Annotated in this window: 17 protein-coding genes; 7 read left to right on the forward strand and 10 right to left on the reverse strand. The window is 42.0% G+C overall.

Annotated features, from left to right (window positions below; all coding sequences use genetic code 11):
• Positions 1 to 63 precede the first annotated feature (63 nt).
• From CL181_RS02440 to CL181_RS02450, 3 genes are all read left to right on the forward strand, one after another.
• Positions 64 to 372: a cupin domain-containing protein gene (locus tag CL181_RS02440; RefSeq protein ID WP_097297656.1), complete on the forward strand. Its 309-nt coding sequence runs from the start codon at positions 64 to 66 to the stop codon at positions 370 to 372.
• 197 nt (positions 373 to 569) lie between these two features.
• Positions 570 to 2,447, forward strand: coding sequence for an anaerobic carbon-monoxide dehydrogenase catalytic subunit (cooS, locus tag CL181_RS02445; RefSeq protein WP_097297657.1), 1,878 nt, complete (start codon positions 570 to 572; stop codon positions 2,445 to 2,447).
• A gap of 76 nt (positions 2,448 to 2,523) precedes the next feature.
• Positions 2,524 to 2,859, forward strand: coding sequence for a hypothetical protein (locus CL181_RS02450; protein ID WP_141398765.1), 336 nt, complete (start codon positions 2,524 to 2,526; stop codon positions 2,857 to 2,859).
• Positions 2,860 to 3,101: 242 nt separating this feature from the next.
• Here CL181_RS02450 and CL181_RS02455 read toward each other — a convergent pair whose 3' ends face one another.
• Both CL181_RS02455 and CL181_RS02460 read right to left on the reverse strand, forming a co-directional pair.
• On the reverse strand, positions 3,102 to 3,782 hold the full coding sequence (locus CL181_RS02455) for a hypothetical protein (protein ID WP_097297659.1): 681 nt from the start codon (positions 3,780 to 3,782) through the stop codon (positions 3,102 to 3,104).
• A 1,130-nt stretch (positions 3,783 to 4,912) separates the two neighbouring features.
• Positions 4,913 to 5,209, reverse strand: coding sequence for a hypothetical protein (locus tag CL181_RS02460; RefSeq protein ID WP_141398766.1), 297 nt, complete (start codon positions 5,207 to 5,209; stop codon positions 4,913 to 4,915).
• A 142-nt stretch (positions 5,210 to 5,351) separates the two neighbouring features.
• Between CL181_RS02460 and CL181_RS02465 the strand changes: the two genes are divergently transcribed.
• Both CL181_RS02465 and CL181_RS02470 read left to right on the forward strand, forming a co-directional pair.
• Entirely contained in the window at positions 5,352 to 6,458 is a 1,107-nt protein-coding gene (locus CL181_RS02465) for a hypothetical protein (protein ID WP_097297661.1), read from the forward strand.
• Positions 6,459 to 6,463: 5 nt separating this feature from the next.
• The gene (locus tag CL181_RS02470; RefSeq protein WP_141398767.1) at positions 6,464 to 7,384 is read left to right on the forward strand and encodes a hypothetical protein; all 921 of its coding nucleotides are present in this window, start codon (positions 6,464 to 6,466) and stop codon (positions 7,382 to 7,384) included.
• A gap of 55 nt (positions 7,385 to 7,439) precedes the next feature.
• On the opposite strand, the gene CL181_RS19670 is transcribed toward CL181_RS02470, so the two are convergent.
• The 7 genes from CL181_RS19670 to CL181_RS02500 are packed head-to-tail and all read right to left on the reverse strand — an operon-like array spanning position 7,440 to position 13,778.
• Entirely contained in the window at positions 7,440 to 7,625 is a 186-nt protein-coding gene (locus CL181_RS19670; protein ID WP_141398768.1) for a hypothetical protein, read from the reverse strand.
• Between the two features lie 43 nt (positions 7,626 to 7,668).
• Complete coding sequence (gene lpdA / locus CL181_RS02475; RefSeq protein WP_097297663.1) at positions 7,669 to 9,075, reverse strand: dihydrolipoyl dehydrogenase; 1,407 nt, start codon at positions 9,073 to 9,075, stop codon at positions 7,669 to 7,671.
• The gene (locus CL181_RS02480) at positions 9,076 to 10,365 is read right to left on the reverse strand and encodes a dihydrolipoamide acetyltransferase family protein (protein ID WP_097297664.1); all 1,290 of its coding nucleotides are present in this window, start codon (positions 10,363 to 10,365) and stop codon (positions 9,076 to 9,078) included.
• An 18-nt stretch (positions 10,366 to 10,383) separates the two neighbouring features.
• A complete protein-coding gene (locus tag CL181_RS02485; RefSeq protein WP_176505025.1) occupies positions 10,384 to 11,355 on the reverse strand; it encodes an alpha-ketoacid dehydrogenase subunit beta in 972 nt (323 codons plus the stop codon).
• Positions 11,348 to 12,436 carry a pyruvate dehydrogenase (acetyl-transferring) E1 component subunit alpha gene (pdhA, locus tag CL181_RS02490; protein WP_217993067.1) on the reverse strand — a complete coding sequence of 363 codons (1,089 nt, stop codon included), beginning with the start codon at positions 12,434 to 12,436 and terminating at the stop codon, positions 11,348 to 11,350. The genes CL181_RS02485 and pdhA overlap by 8 nt, the downstream gene beginning before the upstream one ends.
• Positions 12,437 to 12,456: 20 nt before the next feature.
• Positions 12,457 to 13,365 carry a lipoyl synthase gene (gene lipA, locus CL181_RS02495; protein ID WP_217993068.1) on the reverse strand — a complete coding sequence of 303 codons (909 nt, stop codon included), beginning with the start codon at positions 13,363 to 13,365 and terminating at the stop codon, positions 12,457 to 12,459.
• A 38-nt stretch (positions 13,366 to 13,403) separates the two neighbouring features.
• Positions 13,404 to 13,778, reverse strand: coding sequence for a VOC family protein (locus CL181_RS02500; RefSeq protein WP_097297666.1), 375 nt, complete (start codon positions 13,776 to 13,778; stop codon positions 13,404 to 13,406).
• Between the two features lie 159 nt (positions 13,779 to 13,937).
• Between CL181_RS02500 and rd the strand changes: the two genes are divergently transcribed.
• Positions 13,938 to 14,096 (forward strand): rubredoxin, encoded by a 159-nt coding sequence (gene rd / locus CL181_RS02505; RefSeq protein ID WP_097297667.1) that lies wholly within the window; start codon positions 13,938 to 13,940, stop codon positions 14,094 to 14,096.
• A gap of 283 nt (positions 14,097 to 14,379) precedes the next feature.
• Complete coding sequence (locus tag CL181_RS02510) at positions 14,380 to 18,792, forward strand: S-layer protein domain-containing protein (protein WP_176505018.1); 4,413 nt, start codon at positions 14,380 to 14,382, stop codon at positions 18,790 to 18,792.
• A gap of 46 nt (positions 18,793 to 18,838) precedes the next feature.
• Here CL181_RS02510 and CL181_RS02515 read toward each other — a convergent pair whose 3' ends face one another.
• Positions 18,839 to 19,741 (reverse strand): hypothetical protein, encoded by a 903-nt coding sequence (locus tag CL181_RS02515; RefSeq protein WP_141398769.1) that lies wholly within the window; start codon positions 19,739 to 19,741, stop codon positions 18,839 to 18,841.
• Positions 19,742 to 19,750: the final 9 nt, after the last annotated feature.

Genomic DNA, 19,750 nt, shown 5'->3' on the forward strand with positions numbered 1-19,750 from the left:
ACCGCGCCCTGCAGAATCAAAGACTATTTCTACAACCAGGTATCCATTTAATATGTGAATCCTATGGTTGAACCCATTATTTTAAAAGATTATATCGAATACAGTTCTGGTTCAGTTGTCAGCAAGACCTTGAAACAGAATCCTGCGGGCACAATAACATTATTTGCCTTTGATATCGGTCAAGAATTGAGTGAGCATTCTGCGCCCTTTGATGCTGTAGTCCAGGTTATTGAAGGAGAAGGACATTTCATAATCGCAGGAGAAGATCATAATCTTATGGAGGGACAATTAATAATAATGCCAGCAAATGTGCCTCACGCAGTCAGGGCAGGGCAGAGGTTCAAAATGCTGCTCACCATGCTTCGTGCTTGAATCAATCCAGTTAAATTTTATTCTATAGCCTATTTTCAAATTTATCCTATAATTTATAGTGATTATGTTTATACGTTATGGGATACTTTTTGATAATAACCTTTAAAAAGGTAATATGAATGGTCGAAATGAACACAAAATGCAAAACAACAACAGATTTATACAAGAGACAACAATAAAAATTTCGGAGGAATATTATGGAATCGGTTAGTGCGCATGAATCAGTAATAAAAATGCATAATATATTGCATAAAGATAATGTAACGAACACTTTTGATAGGGCCCAGGCCCAGGGAAAACGCTGTTCGTTCTGCGAACAGGGTATAAGCTGCCAGCTTTGCAGCAATGGCCCATGCAGGATAAAGCCAGGAGCAGAACGCGGGGTTTGCGGCATAGATGCTGATGCCATGGCAATGAGGAACTTGATGTTCCTGAATACCATGGGTACGGCAATATATACTTACCATGCAAAGAGTGTTGCCAAAACACTCGAAGCGACAGCATTGGGTAAAACGCCTTTCCAGATAAAGGATGAAGCAAAGCTAAAAAGTTTTGCAGGGAAGATGGGGGTAAAGACTGATGGCAGCACAAAAGACACTGCAATTGCGTTGGCAAATGCAATGACTGCTGAAATAAACTCTGATTCTGATGTTGAGCTTTCAAATGTTCTTCGATTTGCTCCAAAATCAAGAATAGAACTCTGGAGAAAACTTGGCATTCTCCCCGGAGGACCACTTCATGAGGTTATGGATTCTGTTTCAAGCACGATGACAAATGTCGACGGTGATTATGTATCGCTTGCAAAAAAGGCATTGCGTCTTGGCATTTCCTGTATTTACGGCTCACAGATACCGCTTGAGATGGGACAGGACATCCTATTCGGGACACCCCAGCCTCATGCGGTCAATGTGGATCTTGGAATTATCGACCCAACTTATGTGAATATTGCGGCAAATGGTCATGAACCTTTTATCGGCGTGGCTCTTATCAAAGCTGCCCATGAGGCAAAAAACCAGGACGCTGCAAAGAAAGCTGGCGCTAATGGACTCCACATTATCGGCTCAATCGAAACAGGCCAGGAACTCATCCAGAGATTCCCGATAGATGATGTATTCGTGGGAATGATCGGGAACTGGCTGTCTGTCGAACCCGCGCTTGCAACAGGCGGTATCGATGTTTTTGCCATGGATATGAACTGCTCTCCTCCGGGAATGGGCGAATACCAGGATAAATACAATACTAACCTTATTTCGGTTTCAAAACTCGTCAATGTTCCGGGTATGAAAGACCAGATGATCTATAAACCGGAAAATGCAGCAGCCCAGGCACAGAAACTCATAGATATCGCTATTGAAAGCTTCAAGAAGAGAAAAGGAAAGGCTACAAACCCATCAAGCAAAAAGCAGAACGCTGTGATCGGTTTCTCGACTGAGGCATGCCTTGGGGCACTTGGCGGCACACTTACCCCGCTTCTTGATGTTATCAAGAAAGGAACGTTGAAAGGAGTTGTGGCACTTGTCAGCTGCACAACGCTGCGTGACAGCGGCCAGGATGTCAATACTTTGAAAATGGCCCGCGAACTCATCAAACGGGACATACTTGTAATCAGCGCAGGATGCGGAAATGCTGCACTTCAGGTCGGCGGGCTTACAACTCTTGAAGCGAAACAGGAAGCAGGGCCTGGCCTCAGAGCAGTATGTGAATTACTCAAGATCCCGCCTGTCCTGAGTTTTGGTACATGCACTGATACAGGAAGAATCACGCTTCTTGTGACAGCGGTTGCTGATGCTCTTGGCGTTGACCCATCCCAGCTTCCAGTTGCAGTGACAGCGCCGGAATATATGGAACAGAAAGCCACTATCGATGCATTATTTGCCCTGGCTTTCGGACTTTATACCCATGTAGCGCCCATGCCTCCGGTTACAGGCGCTCCACGCCTCGTGAAACTCCTTACTGTAGACCTTGAAGGAATCACTGGCGGAAAAATTGCCGTAGAGACAGACATGGTTGAAGCGGCAAAAGGCATAGAGGCACATATCATGAAGAAACGATCGGCGCTGGGACTGCCTGCGTAACAGTTACATCCACAGATTAATAAATGGTGTGCCGGCCTCCAGGCGCACCATATATATTTATTTAAGCGGTATAGCTGTGATTGTACATATTGTTAGCGATGTCGGTATTTCACAGGGAGCAGCAGAAAATAATTCAAATATGGAAACCATAAAAGTGCATGGAACATTCTGGAATGATGGAAATGAAATTGCCAAAAATTTGAGTGGTGTAGTAATATATACAGATGCGGCACATAATAAAGTTGTCAGGAAAAATATTCCAATAAGTGGAGATCTGCCTCCGGACAAAGGATCAGTAATGGAATTTGACTCAGAATACACAAGAGAGAAGACCATGCCAAAAACGGATGTAAATATAATGATCAAGTTTGATTGGACGGAGAACGGGCAGCCAAGAACTACCTTATTGTGAAATAAATGAACACTTTCGATAGAATATCCGGAAAATACAGGGAGAAATCACTCGTCCAGCAAAAGGCGATAGATATGTTATAACCTTACTTCACTACCCCGCCGTGAACGTGGGGCATCTTATGGATGCTGGGACTGTTTGAATAAGAAGGTTGCTGGAAATTTTGTTATCAAATTCAGGCGCTGAATATGCGTACAACGGCTGTGTAGAATCGTGATCGAATTTGTATACTACTCCATTAATTACAGCCAGATTGCATAAGGCTTTATGTAAAGAAAGGAGCCAGTTTTATGAATCTGACCTAAAACACCCAAATTCTCTGGACCACTCTCAAGTGCCCTTAACATAATTGCCAAATGACAAGTATAACCCATACTTGCAGTTCCATTCTCTCTAATTCCCACACCAACGAATTTTGATAAGCTGCCTCCAATACGAATATCTGGCCATAAACAATATGAATCTGTTATGTATAATCTTAAGGTAACTGTCTGTGAATCAATAACTTCTTCTACAACATCTTTATCATAGAATCCTCTCGTTGTTAAAGGTAGTTTTCCTCTTATAAAGGCTGGAAGGCGGTCAATATGTATGTAGGCAAGTATGTTTACTGAATTTACCTCTAATAGAGAACCCTTTTCAGAAAGAGCAGTTTCAATCTCTGCTAATTTCTGTTCGCCTTCTTTGACCAATATTCGTTCTGTAAGGACTTCTGAATCGCGAGTATGAGTTAATTCACTATCTACACTGCCTCCAAAAATAGCTGCAATTCCTTTCAAATTAAGCTGCCCTTTACCACTAGTTGATTTTTTCTTTTGTTCAGAAGCTCTCCGTTCTCTTTCACTCAATTCGCTGAGCTGAGCATACAAACTACGAATTCCTTCAGAGTCCAAATATATATAACGGCGCAAATCTTCTGTCATTTTTACTGTTTCTATTTGGAGTTATGAGTTAATAACATTTCGATTCTGTTTCTTCTTAATGTTTCTTTCAAGCGTAAGGAACTGCTTTAAAATTTTTTATTTTTTTTTTTTATATTTATACTCTTCTATTGGTGGGCGTCTGAATTTTGTTGTACTAATAACAGTATGAAAATTTTGAGAAAAGGCGAATCTTGGTATATGGGCCATGGATATTTCATAAAAGTCTTGTTTATCAATGCGAAATCGAATCCAAAAATAGTATCGTTAGAGCTTTATAGAGTCGGAACAAAATTAGATGAACATATTATGATTTGAAGGAAAAACTTACAATTATAATAAAGGGTTCTTCACAACGATAGATTCGATTTTTGATAATGAAATTACGCTTAAAAAATACATATTATCAAACATGGAACTGAATTACTTATTGATTTTGGCAGAGTAAGACATGTCAGTAGGAATTTCAACTACTTTTGCAGGATAGCTACATGTTTTGATTAGTTGTTCTGTATAGTATTCTTCACATCTTAGGGTCAATCCTTCAGGGTTCGAACCTTCGAGCAATGAGTGCTGAATATTTGGACCTCTTTAAGAGTCTTAATTTTCTATAGCCTTTCGAGAGCATAGGGTTCAGTTCGCGATCGTAGAGTAAAGCAGAGGTCTTTCAACCTCCACCTCCTCATCAAACCGAACGAACGGATTTCCCGTATTCGGCTTTCATCTGGCATATCCCATAGCAGGAGGCTGATATATCATATCGATATATCCGCCAGATTTGGTCTTCAACAGTTATTCGACAATCTTCACGATCTTTGCCAGATGGCGTTTTCACTTACTCTTTTCAGCGGCTTACCTTTCTGGTATATTACTATCCGATACAGGTTCTGTATATCATCAGCCTGATCTTCCTCGCTACTATGGGTTCATCCGACCCCTCTTAACGCATTGGTCTGGCTTTCCCATCAGGTTATACCTCGCCTACTTTTATCTTTTCAATTGAGTCCAGCAACCCAGAAACGTGTAGGGTCATGGTTCAACATCGGGGAAGACGTTAAGAGGTCTCCCTTGGTCACACAGGAGAGCTTTCGAAATCATCCCTTCCATGATCACCCCATCGTTCACTATTCTGCTCAAGTTTCCGCTTGTGACTGGAGCGTCACATCACGATAAGGCCACTTCTGGTTCACTTGTTGTTCAGGGCTGTGATTTCCGATACTTGGGAACTCTGCACAATGCTTCGCAGCATCGCACTTCCCGTTCTCTTCGTACAGGAGCAGACCTGTACGGTGGGATTTTAACCCCGGTGGATATAGTGCCGTTACATTCGTGTTTTGATATCCTTTTTGTTCATTCTTTCTTTCCTGTGCTTCAAGGCAAGCAATCACTGCGAGGAAAGTTGTAGAAGTGAGAGGATATGTTTTTAACAAAATTACAAGTAACTTCGATTTAGATGCTATAAAAGCTTTTAGCAAGGTAGGATATACTTGGAGATCTATTAATAACAAAGCGAAAACAAAAAGACAAATTATTAATACCACTTCAACATAAAATAATTTTGAGATGTAGACTTTGAGTTATGGATATAGAAGTTTTGTATCTAAAATTGTATTTTCAATTCTTGATAGAATTCGTCTTTTCATTTTTTACTTAAGGTTAGATATCAGTACCCCTTCAACACTCTTTTCTCTAATTTTCACAATAAGCACTATACTTTGGGGTATCTATACAAATTTTAGACCAAACTTTCAATTAAATCGTGAATTTTTTACCAATCCAATAAATGTTATTTTTGGTATAATATTTATACTATTTTTCTTAATCATTTTTTCTACAATCAAACTGATGTACCCTTCAGCCAAACGAGCAAAAATTATAGTCGATGCTTATGGCAGTAATCCAAGAATTATACCATTCATCGCAAAAGATGTCAAAATGTGGTTAGAAAATACACCTGGTTTAATAAAACAACAAAAAAAGATATCAGATATTCAACGTTATGTCAGGTCAGAAGACATTGATATGCTTGAAAAATTACGCAAAAAATTATTCTTGATATCAAGTATAAATAAGAAAAACTCAGAAAAGAATGAGAGGAGGGGAAATTACTTGGATATTCTGATTACGGGAGTAAGCGATTCTTTTGGAATACCTCGCGAATCGCTTGAAGATCTGATTAATACCAGAATTGACATAAATCAAAAAATAAGTAAAGAACTAATTTCTTCATATGACCAAATCAAGGTTAGTATAGAGGGATTTGTAGCGGCCAAAAAAGATAGAGACGTTGTTGGAAAGCGTCGTCATGAGAAAAAAATACAGGATAATTGTGATAAAATCCTTAAAAAAGGAGATGGTGTTGAAAACCAGATTAAATGGATCGAGGAGCTTGATAGAAGAAAATGGGCTATACCTATGCTTATAGAAATAATTAAAGAATCTTCTACGGGAAATGCTCTTTCCAAACTAACCAAATTGTTATCAGATGCAAGAGTAGAAAATATTGAAGATATGAAGTGGTTAATTCAATTTGCAAACTCAAGAAAGGGCTTCTCAATCAGTGAGTTATTAGGATTAAAGTTTGTCGATAATGAAAATTTGTTTAGTTTGGACAAAATTCCAGGAAAAGATGGCGACAGTTTAATAGAATTTCTAAAACAAAATTTTAATGTGGAATGATTAGAATGGATAAAATAAATAAGAGCAACGACGGTAGAACCATCAACATATCTGATGAAAAGAACTCCATTTTTCTAAAACTAAATCCTGATAAAACATTGGTAAATATATCGATCAATAACATCAGTATTGGCGAATTCAAAATGGAGAATGGTAAGCTAAATATCTACAATAAAGTTTTGAAATGTTACGGAAATCAAATATCATCTGACCTGTTGAGAGAAAAAAAATATTTAGGGAATTGGGAGGGATTAAGAGAGGATGCTCTTAGAGAGATAGGTGATAAATTTATAGGGTGGAATAGGTCACAAAGTAGAATTGACTTTAGTGGATCCATTGCTGTAGGTCTTACATTTGGATACAGCGCCGTTTTGAAAATCATTTTGAAACGGATAATAGATGATAATATTCAGAATATAAGAGGATTGCACATAATATTGATAAGGAGTAGTGAAGCTCCAGGTGACGAGGAGATTTTGAAAGCTGAGCTACTGGCAGATTATGGATTTCAAGGATTAAAATGCCATATTCTGCCTATTGAAGCAATCGAAAAAAAGGAAATACAATTTAAAATAAAAAGTATTTTCGTTGGTATTGAGAGTATAAATAAACGAGGGGACATTGTTCATCCAAGGGGTGGATCAGAGGTTATTCGGAAAATCCAAGAACTTAATAAAGATATAGGTGAATATATAAAGGTCTATGCTTTCGGAGAGTCGTATAAAGTTCAGGATTTCAAAGATGATATAGACTTTACCAAACTTTCGTTGTTTCTACATGATAATGTAGACTTTGTGGTAACAGACCATGGTGTTCATGAAAAGATATCGGACAAATGGAAAGTAGGAACAAAAATAGAAAATAATTTATGTTGTTGCTCAACACATTGGATAAATATACTGAGAAATAATGGATATATCATATAAAATATGTTGTTGATGATGTTTTAATCTTAGGAATTTGTCTACTCTTTCAGGTTCACTACATTCCTTTTTCTAAAGTATGGACTTCTCGCCTATCATTAATGACTGCCAGACGGCGATGCCGGTCTATCCAGTAGCCCCAGAGAACCAGAATCCACTGTGCCTGTCCTATCCATGCCAGTGATGTGACATTCGGGGGTGGGGAACAGGTTCCCCAGAGAGATGACCACAGGCCGAAACCCACAAAATATGAGCTTCCGGGGTAAAGCCCAATTCAATTAAAATAATCATATATGAATCACTTTTCCCAGAGCTGTTTCTGCCGCCTCAGCGAGCGCTTCTGGAAGAGTTGGATGCGGGTGTATCGTTCCTGCCAGGTCTTCTAAAAAAGCAGCCATCTCTATGGAATGCGATGCCTCACTTATCAGCATTGAGGCGTTTGCCCCTACTATATGTATACCGAGTATCTCTCCGTCTGTTTTTGCTACTACTTTCACAAATCCCTCTGTCCTGTCCATTGTCAGGGCACTTCCCGATGCTTTAAAAGGGAATTTGCCTGTTTTTATTTCAAAACCGCTTTTTCTGGCACTTTCTTCATCAAGGCCAACTGCGGCTATTTCGGGGTCTGAGAATACAGTCAGCGGTATTGCCCTGTTATCAAAAGCACTCGGGCTGCCCGCTATCACTTCTGCCGCAACTTTGCCTTCCCTGAAAGCTTTATGGGCAACAAGTGGCGGTCCGGCAACATCGCCTACCGCAAATATTTTCGGATCTGTAGTATGCAGTTTTTCATCCACCTTGATAAAACCGTTCTTATCCAGTCCAACCCCTGTATTTTCAAGCCCCAGATTCCCGGTGTTCGGTTTTACACCAACGGCTGCAAGTATTTTATCAGCTTTAAGTTGCGTTTCCTTTCCTTTATCGTCAACGATTGTTATCACTGCTTTATTATTTTCTATGCTCAACTTCTGCGGCGTGGAATTATAATATACCTCTATACCCAGCTTTTTCATTTTCCGGCTTACTACTTCAACCAGTTCTTTATCAAACATTGAAAGAATCCTGGAAGAACGCTGCACGATTTTTACTTTAGTTCCAAGCTTGGCAAACATCGTCCCCAGTTCAACGCTGATATGACCTGCACCCAGTATTACCAATTCCTCCGGTACCTTCATAAGGCCGAGAGCTTCATTTGAGTTTATAACAAATTTGCCGTCAAAAGGAAATCCCGGGAACTCCTGCGGATACGAACCCGTAGCGATTATTGCATTCTCAAACCGGATGGTTGAGATTTCCCCATCTGATAACGTAACTCTTGCCTTATCAGGGGACTCAAAAAAAACCCCGCCCTTTACTATCGCCACGCCATATTTCTTGCAAAGGCTTACTATGCCGTCCCTTAGTTTTTTAATTACCTCGTACTTCCACTTCTGGATATTTTTATAATCAAATTCGACCGAACCCCTGATCCCTATGTTTCCCGGATTCTTTATATCGTAAATGAAATTGGCCGCATGAATTAAAGTTTTTGCAGGAATGCAGCCGCGGTAAACACATGTGCCGCCAGGGTCATATTTATCAACGAGTATTACGTCCTTGCCAAGCTGCGATGCCCTGATTGCAGCCGTATAACCACCCGGTCCCCCGCCAACTACAAGAACTTCACAACCAGTGACGATGTCTCCCATTACCATTTATACCCCGTCCAGCAGAAGTAGATCCGGATCTTTAAGGTGTTCTATCAGGGTATTCATAAACCTTGCAGCCTGCGCACCGTCAAGCACCCTGTGGTCAAACGACAGGACAATGGGCAGTATTTTTCTTATCTTTATCTCTCCACCTATTACAACAGCCATGTCCCTTATTCTGTGGATGCCGAGTATGGCAACATCAGGAGGATTGATAATGGGAGTAGAAAAAATCCCTCCGATGCTCCCTATATTCGTTATCGTGAAAGTATTTCCCTTTAAATCCGGGAGTTTTATCTTCCTTGTTCTTGCTTCATCAGCGAGTTTTTCGCTCACCTGTGCCAGTTCCATGATGCTTTTGCAGTCAGCATCTTTGATAACAGGAACCATCAAACCTTCAGGAGTGTCTACTGCTATCCCTATGTTGTAATATCGTTTAAGAACTATTTCATTTTTCTTCTGATCAAGGGAGGCATTAAGATATGGATGCTGTTTCAACGCAACTGTCACTGCTTTGACAATAAATGCAAGGTATGTAAGCTTGATGCCTTTCTCTTCGGCCATTTTTTTCTCTTTTTCCCGGAGTTTGACAAGCTCAGTCACATCTGCCTCATCCATGGAAACAACATGCGGAGCCGTAAATAGCGAGAGAACCATCCTTTCGCCTATGGTCTTCCTGATGCCTTTTATCGGGATCCTCTCTTCCAGTGCTTTTATTTCCGGCGCAATTTCAACAGGTGCAGCCTCCGGCTTCCTGGTTTCAGGCGCCTGTGGAACTTCAACTTTAGCTTCAGTTACTGTGGATTTCCTGACATCCTCATCAGTGATTCTTCCCCCTGGCCCTGTACCCTTAACCTTTGATATATCCACCCCCAGTTCCCTTGCAAGGCGCCTTGTGGATGGCACAGCTAAGGCTCTTCCCGGCATCTCGGCCGGCCTTTCCTGAGGTTTTACTTCGGGAGGTTTAACCTCAGTTGGTTCCTCAAGTAGTTTAGCTTCAGCTGGTTTAGCCTCAGTTGGTTTTTCAGGAGCCCCGGTTTCAGGCTTCTTTACCGTTTCTCCGGGTACTGCAAGTGAAGCAAGAGTGCTGCCGACTTTTATCACATCCCCCTCTTTTCCAACAAGTTTCAATATCTTCCCTGCTTCCGATGAAGGTATTTCAACTATTGCCTTATCTGTTTCTATCTCTGCCACTGCCTGGTCAGCTTTAATTTCTTCTCCCTCTTTTACAAGCCACTTGACAATCGTGCCTTCAGTCACACCTTCGCCAACATCCGGAAATTTTACATCGACCATATTTTCACCTTTTTCACCTCAAAAAGCCGCAACCTCTTTTATAGCATCAGCTACCTTTGCTGCATTCGGTAGATAATAATCCTCAAGTCTGGGCAGCGGCACAGGAACATCGAACCCTGTTACCCTTTTGACCGGCGCTTCAAGGGAAAGGAGGGCTTTTTCATTAATTCTTGCGATGATCTCTGCCCCGAAACCAAGTGTCCTGGGTTCTTCGTGGACAATGACCGCCCTGCCGGTTTTTTTTACAGAATCTATAATGACCCTGTCATCAAGGGGCGAGAGCGTGCGTAAATCTATAAGCTCAACACTGAGATCTTTGACCTGTTCCATGGCTTCCTGGCACACCCTGACCATGGCACCCCAGGCTATAAGTGTCAAATCCTCTCCTTCCGTGATCTTCTTTCCTACTCCAAGAGGGACAGTGTACTCGCCTTCCGGTACTTCTTCCTTATAAGCGCGGTAAAGCTTTTTAGGCTCAAAGAACATAACCGGATCAGGATCCCTGATAGAGGAAATCAGGAGCCCCTTGGCATCATAAGGCGTTGAAGGAATAACCACTTTTAAGCCCGGTATGTGGATATAAAAAGTCGCTACAGCCTCTGAATGGTGTTCCAGTGCCTTCACACCTCCCCCATAAGGCGCCCTTATTACAAGGGGACAATGGTATGTCCCACGTGATCGGTACCTTATCCTGGAAGCATGGGCTGCAAGCTGGTCAATGGTCATATAGCTGAATCCCTCGAATTGTATTTCAGCAACGGGTTTGAGACCCGAAACTGCCATGCCTATTGCTGTCCCTACTATCCCGGACTCTGCAAGAGGCGTATCGATCACGCGATCGCTTCCGAATTTATCATAAAGACCTTCTGTGACCCTGAAAACGCCCCCATCCACACCCACATCCTCGCCCATGACCAGGACGGTGGGATCCTTTTCCATTTCTTCAAAGAGAGCAAGGTTGATCGCCTGTACCATATTGAGTTTAGCCAGACTCATCCCCCCTTCTTTTTGAAATGAAGCCCTGGAGTTCATCCATCTGTTCTTTTAAATGCAGGGGCATATCGGCATATACATATTTGAACATGTTCTCAACCACCGGCTTATAGCTTTCAGCCTCTTTTACAGCCTTCTCAACTTCATCAGTAATTTCTTTTATCATGGCACCTTCGCGGCTCTGATCCCATATACCTTTTTTTTCAAGGTATATGCGCAGACGTTTTATGGGATCTTTTTTTTTCCATTCTTCGACCTCTGCCGCCTGTCTGTATCTGGTGGGATCATCGGATGTTGTATGAGAGCCCATGCGGTAAGTGAAGCACTCTATCATCGTAGGACCGCCGCCAGACCTGGCTTTTTCAAGTGCGGCTAAAGTCACGCTATACACTGCCAGGATATCGTTACCATCAACCTGTATGCCTTCAAAACCATATGCTAAAGCCTTCTGTGCAAGTGTTTTTGATGCAGTCTGCTTTTCCCTGGGAAGGGATATGGCATACTGGTTATTCTGGCAGATAAAAACCGTCGGGGTCTTGAATACGCCCGCAAAATTCATACCTTCATGAAAATCCCCTTCCGAGGTTGCCCCATCCCCGAAATAAACGACTGAAGCTATATTCTGTTTCTTAAGCTTCGCTGCCCATGCTGCCCCTACGGCATGGAGCACCTGGGTAGAAACAGGAATTGCCACAGGAAAGTTCTTCGGGGGAAGCGTAAGGTTTGCGTCTTCGGAGCCCATCCAGTAAATGTAAAGAAGCGAGAGAGGGATACCTCTTGCTATCTGGACGCCATGCTCCCTGAAAGCCGGAAAAAACCAGTCATCCGGTTTCATGGCAAAAGCACTTCCTACTGCCGTCGCCTCCTGTCCCAGAGAAGAACCGAATGTAAGCATCCTCCCCTGGCGTTGAAGCTTCAATGCTTTATCATCATACATACGGGTAAGCACCATCGTCCTGTAGAATTTTTCAAGTGTTTCCGTATCCAGTTCTGGTTCCAGGCTCTCATCCACATTACCTTGTGCGTCAAGAATCGAAAGCCAATCCACACTCATATCCAGAATTTTTTGCCTTGGCAACTTTGCACCCCATTTATAAATTAGTTCTTAACCTTCTTAATCTTTACTGAATGGGCCATATACGAGCTTCTCACAAATGGTCCACTCATAACCTTGATGAATCCTTTCTCACTTGCTATTTTTTTATAGTATGCAAATTTTTCAGGCGATATGTATTCTTTGACTTCAAGCTGCTTTACTGAAGGTCTCAGGTACTGGCCCAGTGTGAGAATACTGACACCCCGGGATTTCAAATCATCCATAGTTCGGATGATCATGTCTTCCGTTTCCCCAAGACCAAGCATCAGGGAAGATTTGGTATATATTGAAGAAGACATCTGCTTTACTTTACTGAGTACCTCCAGGGACAAAGTGTACCCGGCTCTAATATCCCTCATATGAACCTGAAGTTCCTGAACAGTCTCAATATTATGCCCGACAACATCAGGGTGAGCGTCTGCAATTTTGCGCAAGGACTCTTCATTTCCCCCAAAATCGGGTATAAGGGCTTCCACAGTAATGTTTTCATCAAGAGATTTTATTTCTTTGATGCAGTTTGCAAAATGCATTGCTCCGCCATCCGGAAGGTCATCCCTGTCTACTGATGTAAGAACAACGTATTTCAAACCCAGCTTTTCCACAGCCTGTGCAACCCTTCCGGGTTCTGAAGAGTCGAGGGTCTCTCCTTCCTTTCCTTTTATAACAGCGCAGAACTTGCAGTTTCTTGTGCATATCGAACCAAGTATCATAAAAGTGGCAGTGCCATGAGTCCAGCATTCCCCAAGGTTCGGGCATCTTGCACCCGTGCAGACCGTGTTTAATTTTAAATCCTCAAGGATTTTTTTTATATCCACGAACTTTTTCCCTGATGGGGGTCTTATTTTAAGCCAGTCGGGTTTTGTCTTTTGCATATTTTCCCTGTTGAATTTCACTTTTATTTTTAAGTCCAAACCGTCAAAATAGCACTCATTATAACAAAAGCGATCAATTATTTATTCTGCCAGAGACCAATTATATTACCTTCAGTATCTTTGAAATATGCTGTATAGCCCATATCTGCAACCGGCATTTTTCCTTTAACCACTTCACCTCCCATTTTCTTCACATTTTTCAAGGCATCATCGATATTCTGAACATTAATGGTAATGATTGGAGAAGTGAGAGGACGCTGGCGCTTCATCATGCCGCCATTTATTGCACCTGGCTCTTCAGGCATATGGTTTTCATCCACAGGCATAGTCTCGATAAGAATGTATTCCATTCCCTCCACGGTGTCCATCTTCCAGCCAAAAATGGTTTTGTAGAATTTCTTAGCCCTTTCAAGGTCATCTGCAGGAATTTCAAAATGTACTACTTTGTCCATTGAAAATCACTCCTACTGATAAGATTATAAAGCTTTATTGATAAATGTTTGGTATAGATTTTTAAAGAAAAATCCTCCCCTTCCTTTACTTCCATTCAGAAAAACTTTTTTGACAGAAAACTTTTTGTTGTTACAGAAGCATTTACCAGTGGTGAGTAAATGATAAAATATCGATGTACAGTATGCGGTTATATATACGACCCTGAAATAGGTGATCCGCCGAGAGCGAAGCCGGGAACAGCCTTTGAAGATCTTCCTGATGATTGGGTCTGCCCTGTATGCGGGGTAACGAAAGATATGTTTGAGAAAATGACTTAACCTTAATTCTAATATATTTTTTATTTACTTTACTGCTTGAAAGTATAGTGCTTCAATATCAATTTTTCGAAGCCAGACTTTAGTTGTATCTTTTAGATATTTATAAAATATGACTTAGAAAATCTTATATAACACATGTAATAAAGTTATAGATAGCGATCTTCATAATACTAAACCGAACAAAAACAAATCGTGGGACTGAAAATGAAGATAATTGAATATTGGTTCGGGAAATATGATACCTAAAAGAGATATTAACAGAATCATTTCTGTGTTGATGCTTTTGAGCTTAGTATATACCGCTGCCGGATACATGTTTGAAACTGATTTCAATGGTGCCAAAGCCATAGAAGCAGTACCTGGAGCAACCTCAACAAACACGGTAACTACAACTCCTGCCCCTACCCCAACGGCAAATGCTGCCGTTAACGCTACTGCTGCACCAACAGCAAATGCTGCCGTTAATGTTACTGTTGCGCCAACAAATACTACGGCTACTCCCCCAACGGCAAATGCTACCACTAACGCTACTGCTGCACCAACAGCTAATGCTACCCCTTCTCCAACGCTAAATGCTACCGCTAACGCTACTGTCAGCCCCACAGCGAACGCCACATCAACTCCTGTGCCGCCTGGAGAACCCGGTATAACATCATACTCTCCACCAACGCCGGTGTCCGATATTATTGGAGCCACTCGAGCCTTCAACATCACGGTAAACCAGACCGTGAACGTGATATGGCTGATCAACGGTGTTCAGGCTGGGACCGATACAGGCGTAACTACTTCAAGCTATACCAACACAAGTGCAGCCCAGGGAACATGGAATGTAACAGTTGTAGCCAGTAATGACAATGGTACTGCCACTCAGAACTGGGATTGGGTTGTGACTGTACCAGGTCCTCCTTCTATATTAGCATCAGATCCACCAGGCCCTGTGAACGATATTGTAGGTACGCCGCGAGCTTTCAGCATTACTGTAAATCAGACCGGGGACGTGGCCTGGCTAATGAATGACTCTGTGGTTCAGAATAATTCAAATGTAACTACTGCAAACTATACTAACATAAGCGCAGTCCCTGGAACATTTAACATTACAGCAGTATTCACAAGCATTTATGGTACAATATCAAGCAATTGGACATGGTATGTGAAGAATCCTCCGCAGAATGTCACTAATTTAACAATAATAGCTACAGGGCCAACATATATAAACTGGACATGGGATGCCCCGGCGGATGAAAGCTTTAACGGTACACAAATACTGATAGACGGAGCCTTAAAAGATACTCTTCCAGAGCCATTAAATTATTATAATGGTACAGGCTTTATTCAGGGCACATCTCATAACATTTCTGTGATTGCGGTTGATACTCCTGGCAATAAAGCAATACCGCCCTGGCCTACCAGTACAGGTATCACGACAAATACCCCGATTGGGAACGAGGTAACACCTCTGGAATTGCCCTCAGGGGTCACAGTCACTTTTGCAAACATTACGGAAGAAGGGATTACGACAGTATCATCCGAAAAAACCCCTCCTGTGGCTCCAGGCTTTATGCCACTCGGGCCATACATAAACATAACAACAACTGCAAACTTCACAGGTCCTGTAACTATAACCCTGAACTATACACAACCTCCTGATGGGTTTAATAGGAGCAACGTTCGCCTGTATAGTTTGAACAACTCTGCCTGGGAAGACATGACCACTAACATGAACGAGAATATCGTAACTGGAGTTGTATCCGGTCTTCCGCTTGTCGTCGCCGGGATATATCCGCCACCAAATATTACAATAATCCGGGAGCCTTCTACAGAGATCACTGTAAGGGACTCTATCGTCTTCAATATAAGTATTGATCAGGCCGCTACTGTTAACTGGACTGTTAATGGAAATACGTCATTGGGTCCCCTGGTTGTTCCTGCAGGAGGAGTTTCCAACTTCACTTTTAATTCAACTGCGATGGGAAATTACTCAATAGCAGCAGAGGCTGAAAACATAAATGGGACAAGCTCAAGATCATGGAACGTTACAGTACATCCGGTAACATTCTTTAAAGGAAATCGCATCTGGGATGGAAGCAAACCGGATGAATTCTCCCTTAACTATACCTGGGATTCTATGAGTTTTTCCGGGTTCTATTATGATATTAACGAAGATGTTGGTGATGAAAGTATTACGATGTCAATGAATGGTTATAGAGATAGAACAATAAGCAGCAGCAACATCAGTTACACTACATCTTCCCAGGAAGTAGTCTTTGGGTACTCCGGTTTTGGGAGATATAATGTCGTAGGGTTCATGGCAGATAAGTACTTTGCAGGATACACCGCAAATACAAAACCTCCGGAACCGACCACAGGCATTGATCCCGTTAATACAATTTCCCAGGGGCATCTCTACAGGGTGCTTATTGATGATGATACACGACGTACAATATCCCTTGGAAGCACTCTTGCTCTTAAGGACGGTTATGTTATAAAGGCAAAAGATATCGACCTCAATGCCAGAACAATGTTAATATCTCTTTTAAAAGATGGGACAGAGGTGGACTCAACTCCGCTATCTGCAGGTCAGACCTATGTATACACAAAAGATGACCTTCCTTTAATAATGCTGAGATTTGAAAATGTATTCTCAGGACAGGAAATACAAACTGCGTTCCTGAGAGGATTATTCCAGATATCTGAGAACTATGATACGGTCAGTACCGGGAATGACTTTGGCATTATGGAAATAACCAGTATCAGCGATAAAAATATAATGATGAGAAACCGTGCGTCTCTAAGCCTCGGTGCCGGGAACACAATAGATTTGATGGGAGATCTAAAGATAATCGTAGCAGATGACCCGGATGTCCGTTTTGCTTTATCTGTTCAAAGAACAGGAGAATTTGAAGTACGAAGCAGTGTTTACAAAGAAAGCGATCCTATTGATACATGGACTCCCTATAATTTCGGAATGAACATAGGGAAGACAGTCTTAGGGTTTTATTATGACCTGGACAAGGGTATCGGGGAGGAAACTTTACAGCTTGCAGCGCCGCTGGCTGGCAGCAGAACCATCCCTGATGGAGGCTTGCTGTACAGGACCACACCTCAGGAAGTAAGCTTCGGATACGATGGGTTTGGAAGCTATGATGTGATCGGGTTCATGGCAGACAAATATTTTGCAGGCTACACTACCAATAGCAGACCGCCTGGTCCGACCACAAGTATTGACCCGATAAGTATTATTGCGAGTGGTCAATTACATAAGATACTGATCGACGATGATGCCCAGCGCACTTTCTCTGTAGGTGGTAATATAGCTCTGAAAGAGGGATATGTCCTGAAAGCAACAGATATAGATCTTAATGCAAGGACAATACTCTTATCCCTGTTAAAAGATGGCGCCGAGGTGGATGTAGCTCCGCTTTCAGCAGGCCAGACCTATGTCTACACAAAGGATACAGGCGGCTCAGATATTCCTTTAATATTGGTGAGGTTTGATAATGTATTTTCAGGACAGGAAATACAATCTGCATTTATTAAAGGCTTGTTCCAGATATCTGAGAGTTATGTTACTATTAATGCTGGAAACAGGTTCGGCAAGATGGTAGTCCGGAGTGTGGGAACTGATAACATACAGATGAGTAATGATGGAAGTATCAGCCTTTCTAAAGGTACAAATGAAAGCCTTATGGGCAATATCACAGTGAAGGTTGGCGATACTACTGATAATTCTTTGAGATTTTACTTTGCTGTCGACGTGACTTCGGAGATGATTGCCAGCCAGCTTATAATAGATGCTCCGGCCAGGGCAACCGCTGGTGATAATATAATGATACGTGTTACTGCCGGAGGGAACCCGGTAGATGGCGCAGCCCTGGCAATTAATTCTTCTGGTATTGGTCAGACTTCCATCAATGGTACTCTTAATTACACTCTCCCAAGAACTATGAAAGGTACTTACAATATAACTGCAACCAGGTCCGGGTATGATAATGCAATCAAGAATATAGAAGTACTGGAATATATCGAACGCAAGCTGAACATAGATGCCCCAATCATGGCTAATCAGTCTGAAACCATAACAATAATAGTCACCTCAAATAACACAAATTTCAGCAACGCTACTGTGAGCTTTGATAATGCGACAATCGGATTTACCAATATTAATGGTGCCCTGAATTACACGCTGAATACAAGCGGCATTCATAACTTATCCGCATCAAAGACCGGGTATATCACTGCTGCCAGGGAAATTAACATCAGGGCGCCTTTCTCCGAGTATAAGGCGCTTGATATAAATATCACCCCCAATGTGGTTTTTACAGGCGAAGATGCTATAATTAAATCCAATATCACAAATGCAGGTACGAAAAAAGATACGCTCCCTGTAGAGCTTATAATTAATGGCACTGCCGTGGATAACGGGTCTGTTACTCTGGCTCCGGGAGAAATAAAAGAAATTAATTTCACGCGAAAAGAAGCCAGGGCAGGGAACTATACTGTAGAGATCCTTGGACAGAAAGGCTTATTAGAAGTAAAACCGGCGCCTCTTATCTGGAGATTGATCCTGATAGTAGTAATAGTTACAGTTTTAGGGATAATCGCTATCTATCTGCTGACTACAAAGAATAAGATAAGCTTTGAGTCAATGCGAAGAAAATTAAGTTTGGGCAGACCCAAAGACCAGACTAAGTTATAAGGGGTTTGTCGGTTGGAAGCACATGGTTATCCTGTAAGACTTCCTTTTAATCAATCATTTTTATAAATCCAAGCCCAAATGATGGTTTAGGGCCAGCACCTATGAGTAAACCAATGCGGAGTAATTGAATCGCATTCTCGTCTATTTTCTGAATGGAATATTCGGCAGTCCCTGTATATGTAAAGAAGTCCCTTTTACCCTCCCTTTGCGATCTGCTCTTAATGTTATGAAAATGGATACTTGAAGATTTTATGGATGCGCTGCATTCAAAATCAGGAATCTTTGCGCCATCACCATATTCATTAACGTAAAGAATCAGTCGCTGGCGAATCATGCCAAGTAGCTTCTCCAATCCAGGCGGGAATTTGCCGGTCTTAACCATAATGGGTGTCTCAAAGCCGATGGAAAGTCTGTCAGTAACAGAAATGCCATCACTGGTATAATCAGCCAGATCAATTGTTCTCATTGCACCGATATTTATCGTATTGCCATCATAAACAACATCTCCAGAGAAGCTGCATCTCATTTCATCCAGCCTGAACTTATTAATGTCATAATGTCTCTCAGAACCGATGCCGCTCTGTCCGAGCATGGAGAGCCCAAGTGCCACATGGGGAAGGAAACGGGTAAACCTGCCAAACAGAAGAATACCCACATCAAGGAAACCGTTTTCAGGAACGATGAAGCTTTTCCCGAAAAACGGGGGAATAAAAACAATGGGCTTGGGAGGAGCACCGTAACCCACCTTTGAGTCTTTTTTCATGTGAGTATAATAAAAGATACAGTCCTCCCTGGCATCGCATGAGTAACAATCCCTCTTTAGATCAGGGCAACAGGCGCGGCGCAGGTGCACGCCGAAGCCGCCCCGGAAGGTGTTGCCCATCCAGTAGGGGAAAGTGACCGAAGTGGGGAAGGAGAGGCGGGCGGTGAGTTTGGCAAGGGGGAGCATGAATGTAGA

This window comes from Candidatus Methanoperedens sp. BLZ2 (assembly GCF_002487355.1).
GTDB lineage: Archaea > Halobacteriota > Methanosarcinia > Methanosarcinales > Methanoperedenaceae > Methanoperedens.

What these genes read in the sequence shown, in the direction of transcription:
- CL181_RS02480 (WP_097297664.1), bottom strand. Translation starts at nt 10,365, where the DNA reads ATGGTCGATGTAAAATTTCCGGATGTTGGCGAAGGTGTGACTGAAGGC.
- CL181_RS02500 (WP_097297666.1), bottom strand. Translation starts at nt 13,778, where the DNA reads ATGGACAAAGTAGTACATTTTGAAATTCCTGCAGATGACCTTGAAAGG.
- rd (WP_097297667.1), top strand. Translation starts at nt 13,938, where the DNA reads ATGATAAAATATCGATGTACAGTATGCGGTTATATATACGACCCTGAA.
- CL181_RS02515 (WP_141398769.1), bottom strand. Translation starts at nt 19,741, where the DNA reads ATGCTCCCCCTTGCCAAACTCACCGCCCGCCTCTCCTTCCCCACTTCG.
- cooS (WP_097297657.1), top strand. Translation starts at nt 570, where the DNA reads ATGGAATCGGTTAGTGCGCATGAATCAGTAATAAAAATGCATAATATA.
- CL181_RS02470 (WP_141398767.1), top strand. Translation starts at nt 6,464, where the DNA reads ATGGATAAAATAAATAAGAGCAACGACGGTAGAACCATCAACATATCT.
- CL181_RS02455 (WP_097297659.1), bottom strand. Translation starts at nt 3,782, where the DNA reads ATGACAGAAGATTTGCGCCGTTATATATATTTGGACTCTGAAGGAATT.
- lpdA (WP_097297663.1), bottom strand. Translation starts at nt 9,075, where the DNA reads ATGGTAATGGGAGACATCGTCACTGGTTGTGAAGTTCTTGTAGTTGGC.
- CL181_RS02440 (WP_097297656.1), top strand. Translation starts at nt 64, where the DNA reads ATGGTTGAACCCATTATTTTAAAAGATTATATCGAATACAGTTCTGGT.